Below are 15,825 nucleotides of genomic sequence, written 5' to 3'. Positions count from 1 at the left end.
ACCATGTATAAAGTTTATATTGAAAACAGTGCCGTGCTGTTCGCGCAGCAGCTTCCGGCCGATCCGCAGGGCGAAGTATTCCGGGTGGCTCCCGGCGAAACGCCCGCTATTACAAAGTTCTTGCAAAAACTTCAATTTACCAAAAAGTTATACGTAATATCCGAAAATATTGAGCGTATTTTCGACGAATTCCGGGCATCGCTGCCTTTTATCGAGGCGGCCGGCGGTTTGGTGGTCGACGATGCGGCGAAAGTGCTGATGATTTTCCGCAACGGCCGCTGGGATTTGCCGAAGGGAAAACTCGAACCGGGCGAACGGATCGAAGACTGCGCCGTGCGGGAAGTCAGCGAGGAGTGCGGTCTGCGAATCGAAGAACTGCAACGGAAAGAGCCGATCACGCACACGTTCCACTGTTACCGGATTCGGGAGCAGTGGGTGCTGAAACGGACGGCTTGGTATCACATGCGCTACGTCGGAGGGCAACGACCGCAGCCGCAGACGGTCGAAGGGATTACCCGGGCCGAATGGATCGCGCCCGAACGGGTGCCCGAACTGCTGAGCGGCACCTATTATACGATCGGCGACGTTTTTCGGGAAGCCGGTTATCCGGTGCGGTAGGGCTGCCGGATACTAAACGTTCGAACGATGAAAAGAGGTCTGTTCTTTGTACTGAAAGCCGTATGCTGCGTATGGATGGTTTTGCCGTACGGCTGTTCTTTCCGAAAAAACGATGATAAGATGAGTGCTGACCATGTACTGACCGATGCCGAACGATCGGCGGGGATACTGACGCCCGAGGTAATGTGGAAAATAAAGAGGGTCGGCAGCGCCGTCCTTTCGCCCGACGGCCGTACCGTGCTTTATACGGTTACGACCTACGACATGAAAGAGAACAAGGGAGTGACCAATATCCGTTCGGCGCCGGTATCCGGGGGCAAATGGATCCGGGTCACCGATCCCGGCAGCAACGAGTCGTCGCCTCAGTGGAGCGCAGACGGACGTACGATCTATTTTATTTCCGACCACGGAGGCAGCGACCAGGTTTGGTGTGCGGCTCCGGACGGGAACAACCGTCGTCAGGTGACCGACATCTCCGGCGGCGTCGAGGGCTTTTCGGTCGCTCCGTCGGAGAACCGGCTGATGTACGTCGCCCGGGTGCCGGTCGAAAAGCGCAGTTCGCCGGAAATTTATCCCGATCTGGACCGTTCGAAGGCGAAGATTTACGACGACCTGATGGAGCGCCACTGGAATTATTGGGACGACGGGAGCTACCGTCATATTTTCATCGCTCCGCTGACGGGCGGCGCGAAAGTGACCGGAGGGACGGATATTATGCCGGGCGAGCCGTGGGATGCCCCGACGGCGCCCTATTTCGATATTTCGGAAATCGCGTGGAACCGCGCCGGAACCCAATTGGCCTATACCTGTAAGAAGCTGACCGGGAAAGCGTATGCGCTCAGCACCGATTCGGACGTGTACCTTTACGACCTTGCGTCCGGGCAGACGCGCAACCTGACCGAAGGGATGCCCGGGTACGACAAATATCCGGTTTTCTCGCCGGACGATTCGATGTTGGCGTTCACCAGTATGGAGCGGGCCGGGAACGAGTCGGACAAGAGCCGACTGTTCGTCGAAACGCTGGCTACCGGCGAAAAACGCTACCTGACCCGGAACTTCGATTACAATGCGGGAAACGTGCGTTGGGACGGGAACGGGACGTTGTATTTCATTGCGCCTGTGCGGGGAACCTATCAGGTGTGCCGGGTCGACCTGGCGGACGATTCGGTGCGCGTGCTGACCGCAGGGGCGCACGATGTCAATGCGATTACGCTGAACGGGGGCGAACTGGTCGGCGAAGTGACTTCGCTGTCCGCTCCGACCGAACTTTTCAGGATCGATCCGGCGGACGGAACGATGACCCGGATCACGAATACCAATCCGGAAATCTACGATCATATCCGGATGGGGGAGGTGCGCGAACGTTGGATACGGACTACCGACGGCCGGCAAATGTTGACGTGGGTCGTGCTGCCGCCGGATTTCGATTCGACCGAACGCTATCCGGCGCTGCTGTACTGTCAGGGAGGACCGCAAAGCGTCGTAAGCCAGTTCTGGAGTTACCGTTGGAATTTGCAGTTGATGGCGGCGCAGGGATACGTGGTCGTCGCACCGAACCGGCGCGGCGTGCCTTCGTTCGGACAGCAGTGGCTGGATCAGATTTCGGGCGATTACAGCGGGCAGAATATACGCGATTACCTGAGCGCGATCGACGATGTGGCCGCGGAACCGTGGGTGGACGGCGGCCGGTTGGGCTGCGTCGGGGCGAGCTACGGCGGATATTCGGTGTTTTTTCTGGCCGGGCATCATCAAAAACGCTTCAAAGCTTTTATAGCCCATTGCGGGATGTTCAATCTGGAGAGCATGTACGGGGCGACCGAGGAACTATGGTTTCCGAACAACGATCTGGGCGGTCCGTACTGGAGCGACGACACGACGGCGCAGCGGTCGTATGCCAATTCGCCCCATAAGTTCGTGAAAAATTGGGATACTCCGATTCTGATTTTTTCGGGTCAGGGCGATTTTCGGATTCCGTATACCGAGAGCTTGCAGGCCTTTACGGCGGCCCGGCTGATGGGGGTGCCGAGCCGGTTGGTGTCGTTCGAAGACGAGGCCCACCAGATTTTCAAACCGCAGAATTCTTTGGTTTGGAACCGGGAGTTTTTCGGATGGCTCGATAAATATTTGAAGCATACGGAGACCGATTCGGCGCAGTCCCCCGATTCGTCGAAAAGATAACCCGGAACAGGATTTTTCTCCGGATAATACGGAGAAAGCGAAAAACAAGCGGGGCGGACTTCGAAGTCCGCCCCGCTCGGGTTATAGGATCGGATGTCCGATTCCCGGTTCCGTTAGAAGAATTTCACACGGTTGTCGGTGATCTTGCTCTGTTCGGTCAACGCCTGGTTGACGCGCTCCATAATATAGGCCTGCGCGCTCGCTTCGAGGCGTACCTTTTCGCTTTCCGGGGTTACGTTGTCCACTTTGGCTCTCGAAGTTACGTCGAACAGGAAGACGCCTTTCTGTCCGGCAACGGGTTTCGACAGCGTATTTTCCTTCGCTCCGGTAACGGCTCCGATCAACTTCGGTTCTACGCCGACGCTTTCGATGTAGAACGAGTTGAAGTCGATGTTAGCCGCTTCTTTGACTTCCAGGTTCAGTTTGGATGCCACTTCGGCCAGCGAGCTTCCGGTCATCTCCTGAGCCAGGATTTCGCCTTTTTTCTGTTCGCGCAGGATCGAAACGATCTGCGGAGATACGGTTTCGAGCGGTGCGATTCCGTCTTCCGAAACGCCGGTGATGGCGGCGATTACGTAATTGCCGTCCACTTCCATGATGGCGGATACGTCGCCTTTGTTTCCGTTATAGGCCCAGCGGACGATTTCACGCGAATTGTTGATGCCGCTGACGTTGCGGTCGGTATTTTTGATCCGTACGACCCGTTTCGACAGCGAATTGTCCGTAGCCGCTTTTTCGAAGTTTTCGTACGATCCGGCCGCTTCGCTGATGAATTTGCTGGCGTTGGCGTAGATGGTTTGCTGGGTCGTTTCGCTCGGTTCGATTTTATAGGTGATCGTGGCCAACTGCACTTTTTTCTTCGGTTCGCTCTTGTAGGTTACCTGTCCGACATGGATACCGAACTGCGTCTGGACGGTGAAATAGTCGCCCTTGTGCGTTTCCAGGACGGCTTCGCTGAATTCCGGAACCATCTGTTCGGGCTGGAAGACGCCCAGGTCGCCGTCTTTCGCTTTCGCTCCGGGGTCCTGCGAATAGGTCGCCGAAAGTTCTGCGAAGGAGGCGCCGCCTTTCAGCGCGTTCAGAATGCTGTCCGCAGTGGCCTTCTGGTCGGCTCCGATCAGGATGTGACGCGCTCCGACCGAGTCCGGCAGCATTTTGGAATCGGCCACGCGGGCCATCGTGTACATGTCTCCTTCTTTGGTCGGGCCGTACATTCCGTTGCTGTTCGCTCCGAAGGCGAACGCGGCCAGTTCGGCGGGCAACTGATCTTCCGTGAAATACCGTTTTTCGGTCGGGTTCTGGGAGTTCAGCGTGGCGTATTGCAGCGGGGTTTCGCTGACGGCGAATTCCGCGGCGATCTCGTTGATGTGCTTTTCGGCATCGACGTAATCGCTGTCCGAAGGTAATACGTCGAACAATACGTATTCGATGTCGCGCGAGGCCGTCTGACGGAAAATATTCTTATGAGCGTCGTAATATTTTTTGACTTCGGCTTGCGAGATGTCGATCGTCGAATCGGCGACCTGCGAATAGTCCTTGACGATGTACGAAATGGCGCTGGTTATGTCGGAATTGGCGACGCCCTGTTCCACTTCGAGATCCGTAACGTACATTCCCTTGGCGACCAGCGTGATGTATTTGGACAGGTAACGCTGCTGAATCATCTGGTCTTTGATGAAGTTCCAAACCAGCGCCGCGGTGGGATCTTTGTCTATCTGGGTCACGAAATTGCGCACGATCGCCGGGTCGAAGGTTCCTGTGTTGGGATTCGTGAAAGTGGTGCGGATCACCGGCGAGATGAACGAACCGTCCACCATGTCGATCTGCTCGTTCTCGCTGACCTGAAGTCCCGATTGTTCGAAGCCGGGCTCCCAGGCGTACTGCATGATCAGCGCCTGCCATACTTGGTTTTTCACATTCTCCTGCTGCTCGGCCGAAAGGCTCTGCGATCCGTACATGGTCTCCAGGGCTTTCGTATAAACGTCGACCTTATCGGCGAATTCGGCGTAACCGATTTTCTCGCCGTTGATCGTGCCGACTTTCATTTTGCGATCGTTCATCAGCTTGGCTCCCGTGTTCCCGAAATCGCCCAACAGAAAAGAGAGCAGAGCGATTCCGATCACCACGGACACGATAATTCCGCCCCGGGTCCTTAATGTGTTTAATGTTGCCATATTAGAGATTTAGTTTTTGTTTACTGCGTTTGAAACATATAACAGGTTCCAAAGGTAATAAAATTCTTTTTTGTAATAACAAAACGGAGTTAAGATTCTCCATTTTTCTCCCCGCTGCGTCCGGTTCGGGCCCGTTTTGCGGTCTTTTCAGAGGATCGTGACGCGTACCAGTTCGATTTTAGAGGCGTTTACGCGCAGGATTTTGAGCCGTTTGTTGTCTGCCAGGATGGTTTCGCCGACTCCGGGTATGCCCTGGTACTTCGAAATTACATAGCCTGCCAGCGTGTCGTAGTCGTCGCTTTCGGGGAAGTCGAGCCGGTATTTTTCGTTGATGGCTTCGATCTCGAGCCGGCCCGAAAACAGGAACTCCGTGTCGCTCATCTTTTTCTCCACCAGATCCTGCGAGTCGTGTTCGTCTTCGATCTCTCCGAAGATCTCTTCGAGGATATCCTCGCTGGTCACCATGCCGGCCGTCCCTCCGAACTCGTCGATCACCACCGCCACCGAATGGTGTTTCTTGATAAAGGTGGCCAGCAGTTTCCGGGTCGGCATACTTTCCGGCACGTAATCCACCTTGTTAATGATTTCCAGGATGCTTCCGGGTTGCTGGAACAGGTTTTTGGTATGGATGAAACCGATGATGTTGTCGATACTCCCGTCGTAGACCAGCAATCGCGAAAACTGCGTTTCGACGAAACGTCTGGTCGCTTCTTCGACCGGACAGTTCTGTTCGACCGCTTCGATGTCGACGCGGGGAACCATGCAGTCGCGCACCAGCCGGTCGGAAAAGTCGAGCGCGTTTTGGAACAGGCGGATGTCTTTTTCGTTTTGCTGCTGTTCGGGGCTGTCCGAGACTTCGTCCAGCAGGTGGGCCAGATCCACTTTGTTGAACGTGTTGATCCGCTGTTCGCGGTTCAGCGACAACCCGAAGATTTTGAAGATACCCACCGCGATCAGAGTCGTCAGTTTAGCGACCGGATAGAACAGCAGGTAGAAAAAGTAGACCGGGACTGCAAAGTTTTTATAGTAGAAATTCGGGTTCAGGTGTACGACCGCCTTCGGGATGAATTCGGCCGTGAAGATGATGATCAGCGTCGATACCAGCGTTTCGATCACGTAGGACGCGCCGTTGCCGAGGATCAGTCCGCTCCGGACGAGCAACAGTTGGATCAATACGCTCATCTGCAATGAGTAGATGACCAATGCCAGGTTGTTGCCCACCAGAATCGTCGTGATGTACTGTCCCGGATATTTCGAGAACAGGCCGGCCACGTAGCCGAACGCCCGGCTTTGTTTCTTTTCGATTTCGAGTTTCAGTTTGTTCGACGACAGGAACGCGATCTCCATACCCGAAAAAAATGCGGATAGAGCCAGCGAAACGACGACGGTAATGATGACGGCAAGCATGCTGTTCGGTTGCGTTTTTCGGGAAGCGGGTAGACGATTCCGCTTTCCCGTCGCAAAGATATGAATTTTCCGGATTGATTCGTCCGGTCGGGTACGCTATTGAACGGCGGTCGGCTCCGGTTTTTACGTAAGAGCGGTTGCCGTCCGCGAAAACCGGAAAATAGGGTGGGCGTTCGGAACGGTCGGCCCCGTGCCGTTGCGGTTTACGAAACGTCTTAACGGATCCGAATGGCCGGCAACGCTTTTTGCAGCGTTTCCCGGTCGACCTCGAAATAGTGGTAGGGGTACAGGTAGGTCGGACGGATCAGCCGGGCCGTTTCGACGAACATCTGGTCGCTCATCGTGTAGGGCAGGTTTTTCGGCAGGAAGGCGATATCGACCGGACCCAGCTTTTCCATCTCCGGGATCAGTTCGGTGTCTCCAGCGATATAGATCCGCAGGTTCGCCACTTCGAGCAGATAGCCGTTTCCTTCGCCTTTAATATGGAACGGAACCCCCGGCGAACGCATGGCGATCCGGTTGTAGGCGGCTGTGGCGCGTATGCGGAATTCGTTCCAGGCGGTTTCTTCTCCGTTTTTCAGCGCTTGGCCGCGTCCGAGTTCGCGGATCGCCAACGGGCTGCCGATGATCTGCGTCGAGGGCTTCTCGATATCGGCGATCGCGAAGGAGTCCAGGTGGTCGCCGTGATGGTGGGTGATCAGGATCAGGTCGGCTTTCGGAAGCCCGCTGTAATCGGCTATGTCGCCGTAAGGATCGACGTGGATGATTTCGTCCCCGTAGCGAAACATTACCGAAGCGTGACCGATGTAGGTCACTTCGAGCGTTTTGTCGGTAGTCGGATATGTATCGGTCATAATCGTTCTTTTTGAAATTTTGTTTGACAAGCGTAAATTTACGAATAGTTTGTAATTTTGTCGCGCAAAAATTGATTTGATCCATAATGAAACCTTATCTTACAATCGGGATGCTCGTTATCTCCAATATTTTCATGACTTTCGCATGGTACGGACAGCTGCATCTGCGGGGGCAGCGTTGGTTCGACACGCTGCCCCAGTTGCTGGTGATCGTGTTCTGCTGGAGCATCGCGTTTTTCGAATACATTTTCCTGGTGCCGGCCAACCGGATCGGGTTTCAGGGGAACGGAGGGCCCTTCACGCTTTTCCAATTGAAAATTATTCAGGAGGTGGTTTCTCTCACCGTGTTCACCGTATTCGCCCTGACTTTTTTCAAAACCGAGACGTTCCGCTGGAACCATCTGATGGCTTTCGTGTGCATGGTGATGGCGGTCTATTTTATTTTTAAAAAGTAATTGCCGGAAAAGTTTTTTCTCGGAGAAAATTCGAAACCGGACGGAGCCGGGTACGGATCGGCGCTCGTATCCGGTGACAGTGAATCGTTTTGTCTTGAATCCGGTAACGAAGCGGCCCGAAATATTTCGGGCCGCTTCGTTTGTTTTTTATTTCCTCCGACCGTTCCGGCGGGAGGTCGGTGTCCGCTTCCGGACGGTACTGTCAGGCGCGGGTTTGTCCGTCTCCTTCGACGATGTATTTGTAAGAGGTCAGCTCCTGAAGCGCCATAGGGCCTCGGGCATGCAGCTTCTGCGTGCTGATCCCGATTTCGGCTCCGAGGCCGAACTGGGCGCCGTCCGTAAAGGCGGTCGATACGTTGGCGTATACGCAGGCGGCGTCGACCCGCTGTAAGAACAGTCGGATCGTCTCCGGGTTTTCCGATACGATGGCTTCGCTGTGCCGCGACGAGTAGCGCGCGATGTGTCGGATCGCCTCGTCGACCGAGTCGACCGTTTTCACCGACATGCGGTAGGAGAGGAACTCCGTCCCGAAGCTGTGTTCGTCGGCCGGTTGCAGCAGTTCCGCCGGATAGTGCCCGTTCAGGGCTTTCCATGCCTCTCCGTCGGCAAGGATAACGACGTTTTTGCCGGCCAGCGGCGCGCATAAGGCGGCCAGGTCGGCGAGCCTGTCCCGATGGAAAACGAGGCAGTCGAGCGCGTTGCATACGCTTACGCGGCGCGTTTTGGCGTTCAGTACGATGGCGGTTCCCTTTTTCAGGTCTCCGTCGCGGTCGAAATAGGTGTGGCAAATGCCCGCTCCCGTTTCGATGACCGGGACGTGCGCGTTCTGCCGGACGAAGTCGATCAGCCCTTTGCTGCCGCGCGGAATGATCAGGTCGACGTAACCCACGGCGTTTAGCAGTTCGGCGGTCGCCGCTCGGTCGGCCGGCATCAGCGTTACGCAGTTTTCGTCCAATCCCTGTTCGCGCAACACCTCCCGGATGACCCGAACGATCGCCTCGTTCGAATACCGGGCATCGCTGCCTCCTTTCAGGATGCAGGCGTTGCCGGATTTCAGGCACAGCGAGAAAACGTCGAATCCGACGTTCGGCCGCGCTTCGTAAATCACGCCGATCACGCCGAACGGTACGCTTACTTTCGTGATCTTCATTCCGTTCGGACGGACTGTTTCGCTCAGTATTTTTCCCAGCGGCGACGGCAGCGACGCGACATTGCGGATGTCGGCGGCGATGCCCGCGATGCGTTCGCGGTTCAGCAGCAGGCGGTCGTACATCGGGTCGGACGGCTCCATCCGCGCCAGGTCCTCCCGGTTGGCTTCGAGGATTTCGTCCGTGTGCTTTTCGGCGGCGTCGGCCAGTGCGGTCAGCGTCCGGTCGATTTTCGATGCGGAAACGCAGTTCAATTCCCGCGACGCTTCGAGCGCTTTTTCAAAACAGTCTTTCAGTTGCATGGCTTTCTGTATCGTTTGTTAATCGTTTTCCTGTCAGTCGAGGTATAGGTAGTCGTAATGGACGACCGGCCTTCCTCCTTTTTGTCCCATCGTTTGGCGCGCCCTGGCGCTGCTACAGGCGACGCGCCCGACCCCGATCGGTTCGCCGTTCGGGGCGACGATGCGGACGATGTCGTCCTTCTCGAACTCCCCTTCCACACGGTTTACGCCGATCGGCAGCAGGCTCGTCGCCGACGGGCCCGTCAGAGCCGTATAAGCGCATTCGTTGATGTGCAGCTCGCCTTTGGCGAATCCTTCCGAATGGGCGATCCATTTTTTGACCTGCGAGATCGTTCGCGGGGCCGGAACGAAGCGCGTCGAGACGACTTCGGATTGTTCGGCCAACAGTTGCGGCAGGATGTTGTCTCGTTTGCCGTTCGCCACGATTACCTCGATCCCTTCGTCGGCCACCTTCATCGCGATTCGGCATTTGGTCAGCATACCTCCGCGGCCGAACTGCGATTTCCCGGTGCAGATGTACTGCGCCAGGTCGTCGCGCTGCGAGCCGATCTCCCGCAGTACGCTCGATGCGGGGTCTGCCGGGTTGCCGTTGTAGATGCCGTCGATGTTGCTGAGGATAATCAGCGCCTCGACGTCCATCATCGCGGCGATCAGGCCCGACAGCTCGTCGTTGTCGGTGAACATCAGTTCCGTCAGCGAGATCGTGTCGTTCTCGTTGACGATCGGGATCACGCCGTTTTCGAGCATCACCGACATGCAGTGCTGCTGGTTCAGGTAGTGGCGCCGCGTCGAAAAGTTCTCTTTGGTCGTCAGCACCTGTCCGCAGGTGATGCCGTATTCGCGGAACAACTCGTAGTAGTGGTTGATCAGCTTCACCTGTCCGACGGCCGAAAAGAGCTGGCGGGCCGAAACGGAATCCAGTTTCCGTTGCGTCTTCAGCTCGTTGCGTCCCGATGCGACGGCCCCCGACGACACGAGAATCACCTCGACGCCTGCGCGGTGCAGCGCGGCGAGCTGGTCGGTCAGCGCCGACATCCGCGTCGTGTCGAGCGTCCCGTCCGGGCGGGTCAGCACGTTGCTGCCTACCTTTACGACAATCCGTTTGAATCTGTATGAGTTGTTCATAATCTTTGCTGTACGGTCGTTAACGGCTTTTGAGCAATCCGGCGCGGACGGCTTCGCTGAAACCGCCTTCGGCCATCGCGTCGAGTCCTTTCAGCGTCAGTCCGCCGGGCGTGGTCACCTTGTCGATCTCGGTTTGCGGCATCGTGCCGTTGGCTTGCAGCAGGGCGAGCGCGCCGCGCATCGTCTGCATGACGATCTCGCGCGACTGGGTTTCGTCGAAGCCCAGTTCGACGCCTCCTTTGATCGAGTCGCCGAGGTATTTCAGCGCGAAAGCGATTCCGCACGACGCCAGCGAAGTGCCGGCCGCCATCATCGCTTCCGATACCACTACGGTCTGTCCGAGTTCTTTGAACAGCGTGACCACGGCATTCAGCTGGCTTTCCGAAGCGCCGTCCGATGCGATGAACGTGACGCTCTCGCGCAGCGAGATCGCCGTATTCGGGATCAGCCGCAGCAACGCCGGGCGGACGTCTTTCCCGTTGTCGAGCATGGTTTTCAGTTTTTCGAAGCTGACGCCCGCCACGACCGATGCGAGGCATTGCCGGTCGAAGTTGAGTTTATCCCGGAACGTGGCGGATACCTCTTCGGCCAGCCACGGTTTGACGGCCAGGATGATCAGGTCGGCTCCTTCTACGGCCGCGGCGTTATCCTGAGACGTCCGGATCGCGGAGTTCAGGCCCTTGATTCGTTCGAGCGCGGCGGCTGAAGGATCCGCTACGGTCAGATCCGATGCTTTCATCAATGTGCTGGCCGCCAGTCCTCCGGCGATGGCGCCGCCGATGTTGCCCCCTCCGATAATCGTGATTTTCATGGTTTCGATGTTTTATTTTTTTATTGAAACGTATGCTATTAACTTACAAAATTACGAAAAATCTCTGGAAAAGACGAGCAGAAAGGGAGAAAGGTACGCGAAATAATTATAAATAAAGTGTTTGCGAAAATAAAAGAGGACAAGGGGAAAAACGGGGTAACGCAAAGGAAGGCGGATTTATGAAGTAGTACGGTTTTCAAATCGTTACCCGCTGAAAGATGCTTTCTCAGTAAAACAACCTCTATTTGTGACAGCGGTGCCATAGACGAGTTCCGTTACTGTTTTGATGGCGACGGCAAGTTTCCTGTCGCTATTGTCCTTGGTTCTGACGGCATAGATGATTCTTTCGACACAGAGGAAAATCAAGTAAATTTCTACGTCCAGACTTTGGAATCCATAGTCAAAAATGGCATTGATACTGAAAAAACAACATTTTTATTTTTAAGCTTCGGCAGCAAAGACACGCCCCGCCCTTCTCAAAAAAGACGCGGCGGGAAACGGAAAATCGACGTATGTCCGAAAACTCCCCGAATTTTTTCGTTAATTTTGTACCGGACAAATTGCTCGAATCGTATGGACTTCGGATTTTTGAAAATCGCAGCCGCCACACCGGGCGTGAAGGCGGGGGATTGCAGCCACAACATCGCCCGAATCGCCGGATTGATTCGGGAAGCCGACCGGCAAGGCGTCTCCGTCGCGGCATTTCCGGAGCTCTGCATCACCGGATACACCTGCGGCGACCTGTTCGGCCAGCCTTTCCTGATCGAACAAGCCGAACGGGCTCTCGCACGGCTGCTCGCCGACACGGCCTCCTGCCGGACGGTCTGTATCGCCGGTATGCCGCTGGCTGTCGACAACCGGCTCTACAATACGGCCGTCGTATTCGGCTCCGGCATCATTTTCGGAGTCGTGCCGAAGACTTACCTGCCGAATTACGACGAATTTTACGAAGCGCGCTGGTTCGCCTCCGGCGCGGAACCCCACCGCGAAACGGTCGAACTGTGCGGACAGCAAGTTCCGTTCTCGACCGACCTGCTTTTCGAAGACGGGAAAGTCTGTTTCGGTGTCGAAATCTGCGAAGATCTGTGGGTTCCGCACCCGCCGTCCTCCCGCCTCGCAGTGGCCGGGGCCACCCTGCTGGTCAATCTGTCGGCAAGCGACGAAATGGTCGGCAAGCACGCTTATCTCCGTTCGCTGATCGCCCAGCAGTCGGCCCGCACGCTGTCGGCTTACCTGTACAGCTCGGCCGGATTCGGCGAATCTTCGACCGACGTGGTTTTCGCCGGCAACGGCCTGATCGCCGAAAACGGAATCTTTCTGAACGAATCGGAACGCTTCTCGCTCGAAGAACAACTGACCGTAGCGGAAACGGACATCGAACGGCTGCTGACCCTGCGGCGCAAAACCAATACCTTTGCATCCTACGGCAGCGGCACGCTCTGCAAACGCATCCCGGTCGCCCTGCGCGCCGACCGCGAACAGTTTCCGGTCGAACGCGGTTTCAATCCGAGCCCGTTCATCCCGGACGATCCGCAGCAAATGCAGCAGCGCTGCGAAGAAATCTTCAGCATCCAGGTCGGCGGACTGGCGCAGCGCATCCGGCATACCGGCACGCATTCGGCCGTCGTCGGTATCTCCGGCGGGCTCGATTCGACGCTCGCCCTGCTGGTAGCCGTCCGCACGTTCGACAAGTTGGGACTCCCGCGCCGCAACATTCTCGGCGTCACGATGCCCGGTTTCGGAACGACCGACCGCACCCATACCAACGCCCTGCGACTGATGGAATCGCTCGGGGTCGGCATCCGCGAAATCAGCATCCGCGAAGCCTGCGCCGTCCATTTCCGCGACATCGGGATGGACGACGCCGACCGCAGCGTCGCCTACGAAAACGCCCAGGCCCGCGAACGCACGCAGATCCTAATGGATCTGGCCAACCGCACGGGCGGACTGGTGATCGGCACCGGCGACCTTTCCGAACTGGCGCTGGGCTGGGCTACTTACAACGGCGACCACATGTCGATGTACGGAGTCAATTGCGGGGTTCCGAAAACCCTCGTTCGCCACCTGGTGCGCTGGGTGGCCGCGCATCCCGACTACGAAGTCGCCCGGGGGTGGTTGCTCGACATCGTCGACACCCCTATCAGTCCGGAGCTGCTGCCTGCCGACGAAAAGGGCGAAATCGTACAAAAGACCGAAGACCTGGTCGGCCCTTACGAACTGCACGACTTTTTTCTGTACCATTTCGTCCGGTTCGGCTGCCGCCCGGCCAAACTCCATTTCATGGCCTGCCGGGCGTTCGCCGGAAAATACGACGCGAAAACCGTCAAAAAGTGGCTGACCGTATTCTTACGGCGTTTCTTCTCGCAACAGTTCAAACGATCGGCATTGCCCGACGGGCCGAAAGTGGGATCGGTCAGTCTGTCGCCCCGCGGGGACTGGCGTATGCCGAGCGACGCTTCGCCCGCCATGTGGATCCGCGAAGCGGAAAGCCTGTAAATAATGGACCAAAAAATAGCGAAAAATCATTTTTTTTATTTTCCTTTGTAACGAACGGCGCGTATAAAGCATCTTATAAAACATAACGGATCGCCATGCTCCGCAAGGAAAACGCGATCCGGGCCATGAAACCAATAACCGTAAAACGAAATACGCTATTATGAAAAAACTCATCTCGTTTTCAGCGTTGTGCCTGACGATTGTGCTGTCGGTTCAATCCGTATCGGCACAGGGAACGACTACCCTGATCATGAAGGACGGCACACAGCAAGAAGGCTACCTCCGCTCGCCGTTCTATTCGACGATCCAGTACGTTGATCTGAGCCAGAGTCCCACCGCCAAGCCCCGCCGCTATCCGATCGGAGAGATCGACCGCATCGTCATGGTCGGGCTTGACGGCGATACCGTCAATTATGTCCGGGAGATTCGCTACCGAATGTTCAAATCGAACTCTCCGGACACTAAAAAAGAGAAAGGCCGTTACCGGATGCCCGTCCTGTTTCGCGAAGATTACCGGGGCAAGGACGGCATCGCGCTGCTGACCGAATTCCGCGAAACGGAACAGACGACCGGCCTGCGCACCGCTCTGCAGAAAGAACGCTGGTGCTACGTAAAACTCAAAGACGAACCCGCCGCGCGGGTACTGTCGGTCAGCACCGCGGGAGAGAACCCCGAAAGCACGCAGAAAAACTTCGTCCGGTTCGCCAAACAGACTTTCGCCAACTATCCGGATCTGGTGCAACGAATCGAGAGCAACGAATTTTCGGTCAAGGACCCGCTCAAATTGGTAAAGGCCTACGAGGCGATCGTGACATACTGACAAGGCCTTCCTCCCTCCCGCTCCCAAACGGACGAAGAAAAGATAAGACGAAGGAATCCGTTCGGCGTTTGTAAAAATTGGCCATCTGTATAAAAACCTATCGGAAAGACGTTTCCGATAAATGCGATCATTTCATGAAACCATTGATTAAACTTACCGGCTTTGTCAAAAGTTGTCTGTTATTGTTGCCGATAACATTCCTATTTTATCCTTTCACAAAATTGATGTTATTTCTATCCTACCTAAACAAGCTGTTGGTATGGATATACGGGAATAAAAAGAAATTCGAATACCGCGAACCCGTCGCTTTCAACCGGAATTACAACAACAGATACAATCTATACAAATACATATCGGACAATTATTTAAAGGACAATTCCGAAATCGTTTATCTCGAGTTCGGAGTCGCCGGAGGCACCTCGTTCAAATGGTGGTTGAATGAGAATAAAAACGATTCTTCCCGTTTTTACGGATTCGATACTTTCGAAGGTCTTCCTGAGAATTGGGGCATGTTTTTTCGAAAAGGAGACATGCAGCATCAAGAATCACAGGTACAAGATAATCGCGTAAAGTTTGTCAAAGGATTGTTCCAGGATACTTTGGTTCCGTTTATCCAAGAAAATAGGGGTGACTTAAAATCCGCTGTCCGGAAGATCGTACATATGGACGCAGACCTTTATTCTTCCACGATTTTTGTCTTAACTCAGCTTTATCCGTATCTGCAACCGGGCGATATCATTCTATTCGACGAATTTAACGTGCCTTTGCACGAATTCAAAGCCTTTAATGAGTTTATAAAGGCATTTTATATCGAACTGAAACCTTTAGGCGCGGTCAACAATTACCTCCAGGTTGCTTTTGTGGTTAAATAAAAATGCATTCGTAATTCCCAAATCTTTTGAAACGCCCACAAATAAAACTACCCGTCATGAAAAGTCTAAACGTCGCCGTACTGTCCCTGCTGTTGTTCGCAGGCGCCGCAGCGAACGGCCGGCCGACTGCCGGCGATCCGGCCGCCCCGGTAAAAACGGAAACAGGCAAAGACTCCGTTACCGCAAAAGCCGACGTATTACCCTCTTTCCGCGGAGGACCGGAACGCCTTGCCGAATATCTCAGGGTCAACCTGCGTTACCCGAAAGAAGAGGTGGCCGCCGGAACGGAAGGCAGGGTTGTCGTCCGCATGATTATTTCCAAAACGGGCGAAGTCCGGGAGCCGGAGATCGTTCAGTCGTTGTCTCCCGCCTGCGATGCCGAAGTAATACGCATCGTCCGTGCAATGCCGCGCTGGAAACCGGGTAAATCCGGCGGCCAACCGGTAAACGTCTATTTCACGCTGCCCGTCACTTTCAGGCTGCCGAAATAATCCGGAAAAGCAAAGTAAAAACACGAGGGCGCTGTCCGTTGACAGCGCCCTCGTGTTTTTACATCTACCCCTTG

At 55.4% G+C, this 15,825-nt stretch carries 13 protein-coding genes; 7 read left to right on the top strand and 6 right to left on the bottom strand.

Annotated elements, in window-relative coordinates; all coding sequences use genetic code 11:
• Nucleotides 1-3 precede the first annotated feature (3 nt).
• Together PGR91_RS01095 and PGR91_RS01090 are read left to right on the top strand one after the other, a co-directional pair.
• Nucleotides 4-618 (top strand): NUDIX hydrolase, encoded by a 615-nt coding sequence (locus PGR91_RS01095; RefSeq protein ID WP_118655390.1) that lies wholly within the window; start codon nucleotides 4-6, stop codon nucleotides 616-618.
• 75 nt (nucleotides 619-693) lie between these two features.
• A complete protein-coding gene (locus PGR91_RS01090; protein WP_259336708.1) occupies nucleotides 694-2,796 on the top strand; it encodes an alpha/beta hydrolase family protein in 2,103 nt (700 codons plus the stop codon).
• Between the two features lie 113 nt (nucleotides 2,797-2,909).
• Here PGR91_RS01090 and PGR91_RS01085 read toward each other — a convergent pair whose 3' ends face one another.
• The 3 genes from PGR91_RS01085 to PGR91_RS01075 form a co-directional block, all read right to left on the bottom strand.
• Nucleotides 2,910-4,970, bottom strand: coding sequence for a peptidylprolyl isomerase (locus PGR91_RS01085; protein WP_118655386.1), 2,061 nt, complete (start codon nucleotides 4,968-4,970; stop codon nucleotides 2,910-2,912).
• A 147-nt stretch (nucleotides 4,971-5,117) separates the two neighbouring features.
• On the bottom strand, nucleotides 5,118-6,377 hold the full coding sequence (locus PGR91_RS01080) for a hemolysin family protein (protein ID WP_055203495.1): 1,260 nt from the start codon (nucleotides 6,375-6,377) through the stop codon (nucleotides 5,118-5,120).
• 215 nt (nucleotides 6,378-6,592) lie between these two features.
• Nucleotides 6,593-7,231: an MBL fold metallo-hydrolase gene (locus PGR91_RS01075; protein WP_055202434.1), complete on the bottom strand. Its 639-nt coding sequence runs from the start codon at nucleotides 7,229-7,231 to the stop codon at nucleotides 6,593-6,595.
• 86 nt (nucleotides 7,232-7,317) lie between these two features.
• Here PGR91_RS01075 and PGR91_RS01070 point away from each other — a divergent pair, with 86 nt between their 5' ends.
• Nucleotides 7,318-7,686, top strand: a complete 369-nt coding sequence (locus tag PGR91_RS01070) for a DMT family protein (protein ID WP_101571698.1) — start codon at nucleotides 7,318-7,320, stop codon at nucleotides 7,684-7,686.
• Nucleotides 7,687-7,888: 202 nt separating this feature from the next.
• On the opposite strand, the gene PGR91_RS01065 is transcribed toward PGR91_RS01070, so the two are convergent.
• Genes PGR91_RS01065 through PGR91_RS01055 form a run of 3 tightly spaced genes read right to left on the bottom strand, consistent with a single transcriptional unit; the run spans nucleotide 7,889 to nucleotide 11,072 of the window.
• Nucleotides 7,889-9,136, bottom strand: coding sequence for a glutamate-5-semialdehyde dehydrogenase (locus PGR91_RS01065; protein ID WP_118655384.1), 1,248 nt, complete (start codon nucleotides 9,134-9,136; stop codon nucleotides 7,889-7,891).
• A gap of 33 nt (nucleotides 9,137-9,169) precedes the next feature.
• A complete protein-coding gene (gene proB / locus PGR91_RS01060) occupies nucleotides 9,170-10,261 on the bottom strand; it encodes a glutamate 5-kinase (RefSeq protein ID WP_118655382.1) in 1,092 nt (363 codons plus the stop codon).
• 19 nt (nucleotides 10,262-10,280) lie between these two features.
• Nucleotides 10,281-11,072 (bottom strand): pyrroline-5-carboxylate reductase family protein, encoded by a 792-nt coding sequence (locus tag PGR91_RS01055; protein WP_101571691.1) that lies wholly within the window; start codon nucleotides 11,070-11,072, stop codon nucleotides 10,281-10,283.
• Nucleotides 11,073-11,645: 573 nt separating this feature from the next.
• Between PGR91_RS01055 and PGR91_RS01050 the strand changes: the two genes are divergently transcribed.
• The 4 genes from PGR91_RS01050 (at nucleotide 11,646) to PGR91_RS01035 (ending at nucleotide 15,751) form a co-directional block, all read left to right on the top strand.
• Complete coding sequence (locus tag PGR91_RS01050) at nucleotides 11,646-13,568, top strand: NAD(+) synthase (protein WP_101571689.1); 1,923 nt, start codon at nucleotides 11,646-11,648, stop codon at nucleotides 13,566-13,568.
• 160 nt (nucleotides 13,569-13,728) lie between these two features.
• On the top strand, nucleotides 13,729-14,388 hold the full coding sequence (locus tag PGR91_RS01045; RefSeq protein WP_101571687.1) for a hypothetical protein: 660 nt from the start codon (nucleotides 13,729-13,731) through the stop codon (nucleotides 14,386-14,388).
• Between the two features lie 134 nt (nucleotides 14,389-14,522).
• Nucleotides 14,523-15,260 carry a TylF/MycF/NovP-related O-methyltransferase gene (locus PGR91_RS01040; RefSeq protein ID WP_118655380.1) on the top strand — a complete coding sequence of 246 codons (738 nt, stop codon included), beginning with the start codon at nucleotides 14,523-14,525 and terminating at the stop codon, nucleotides 15,258-15,260.
• A 56-nt stretch (nucleotides 15,261-15,316) separates the two neighbouring features.
• A complete protein-coding gene (locus PGR91_RS01035) occupies nucleotides 15,317-15,751 on the top strand; it encodes an energy transducer TonB (protein ID WP_118655378.1) in 435 nt (144 codons plus the stop codon).
• The last annotated feature ends 74 nt before the right edge of the window (nucleotides 15,752-15,825 follow it).

This window comes from Candidatus Alistipes pullistercoris (genome assembly GCF_027665465.1).
Lineage (GTDB): Bacteria > Bacteroidota > Bacteroidia > Bacteroidales > Rikenellaceae > Alistipes_A > Alistipes_A hominis.
The sequence above is the reverse complement of the archived record's forward strand: the minus strand, read 5'-3'. Positions and strand labels throughout refer to the sequence as shown.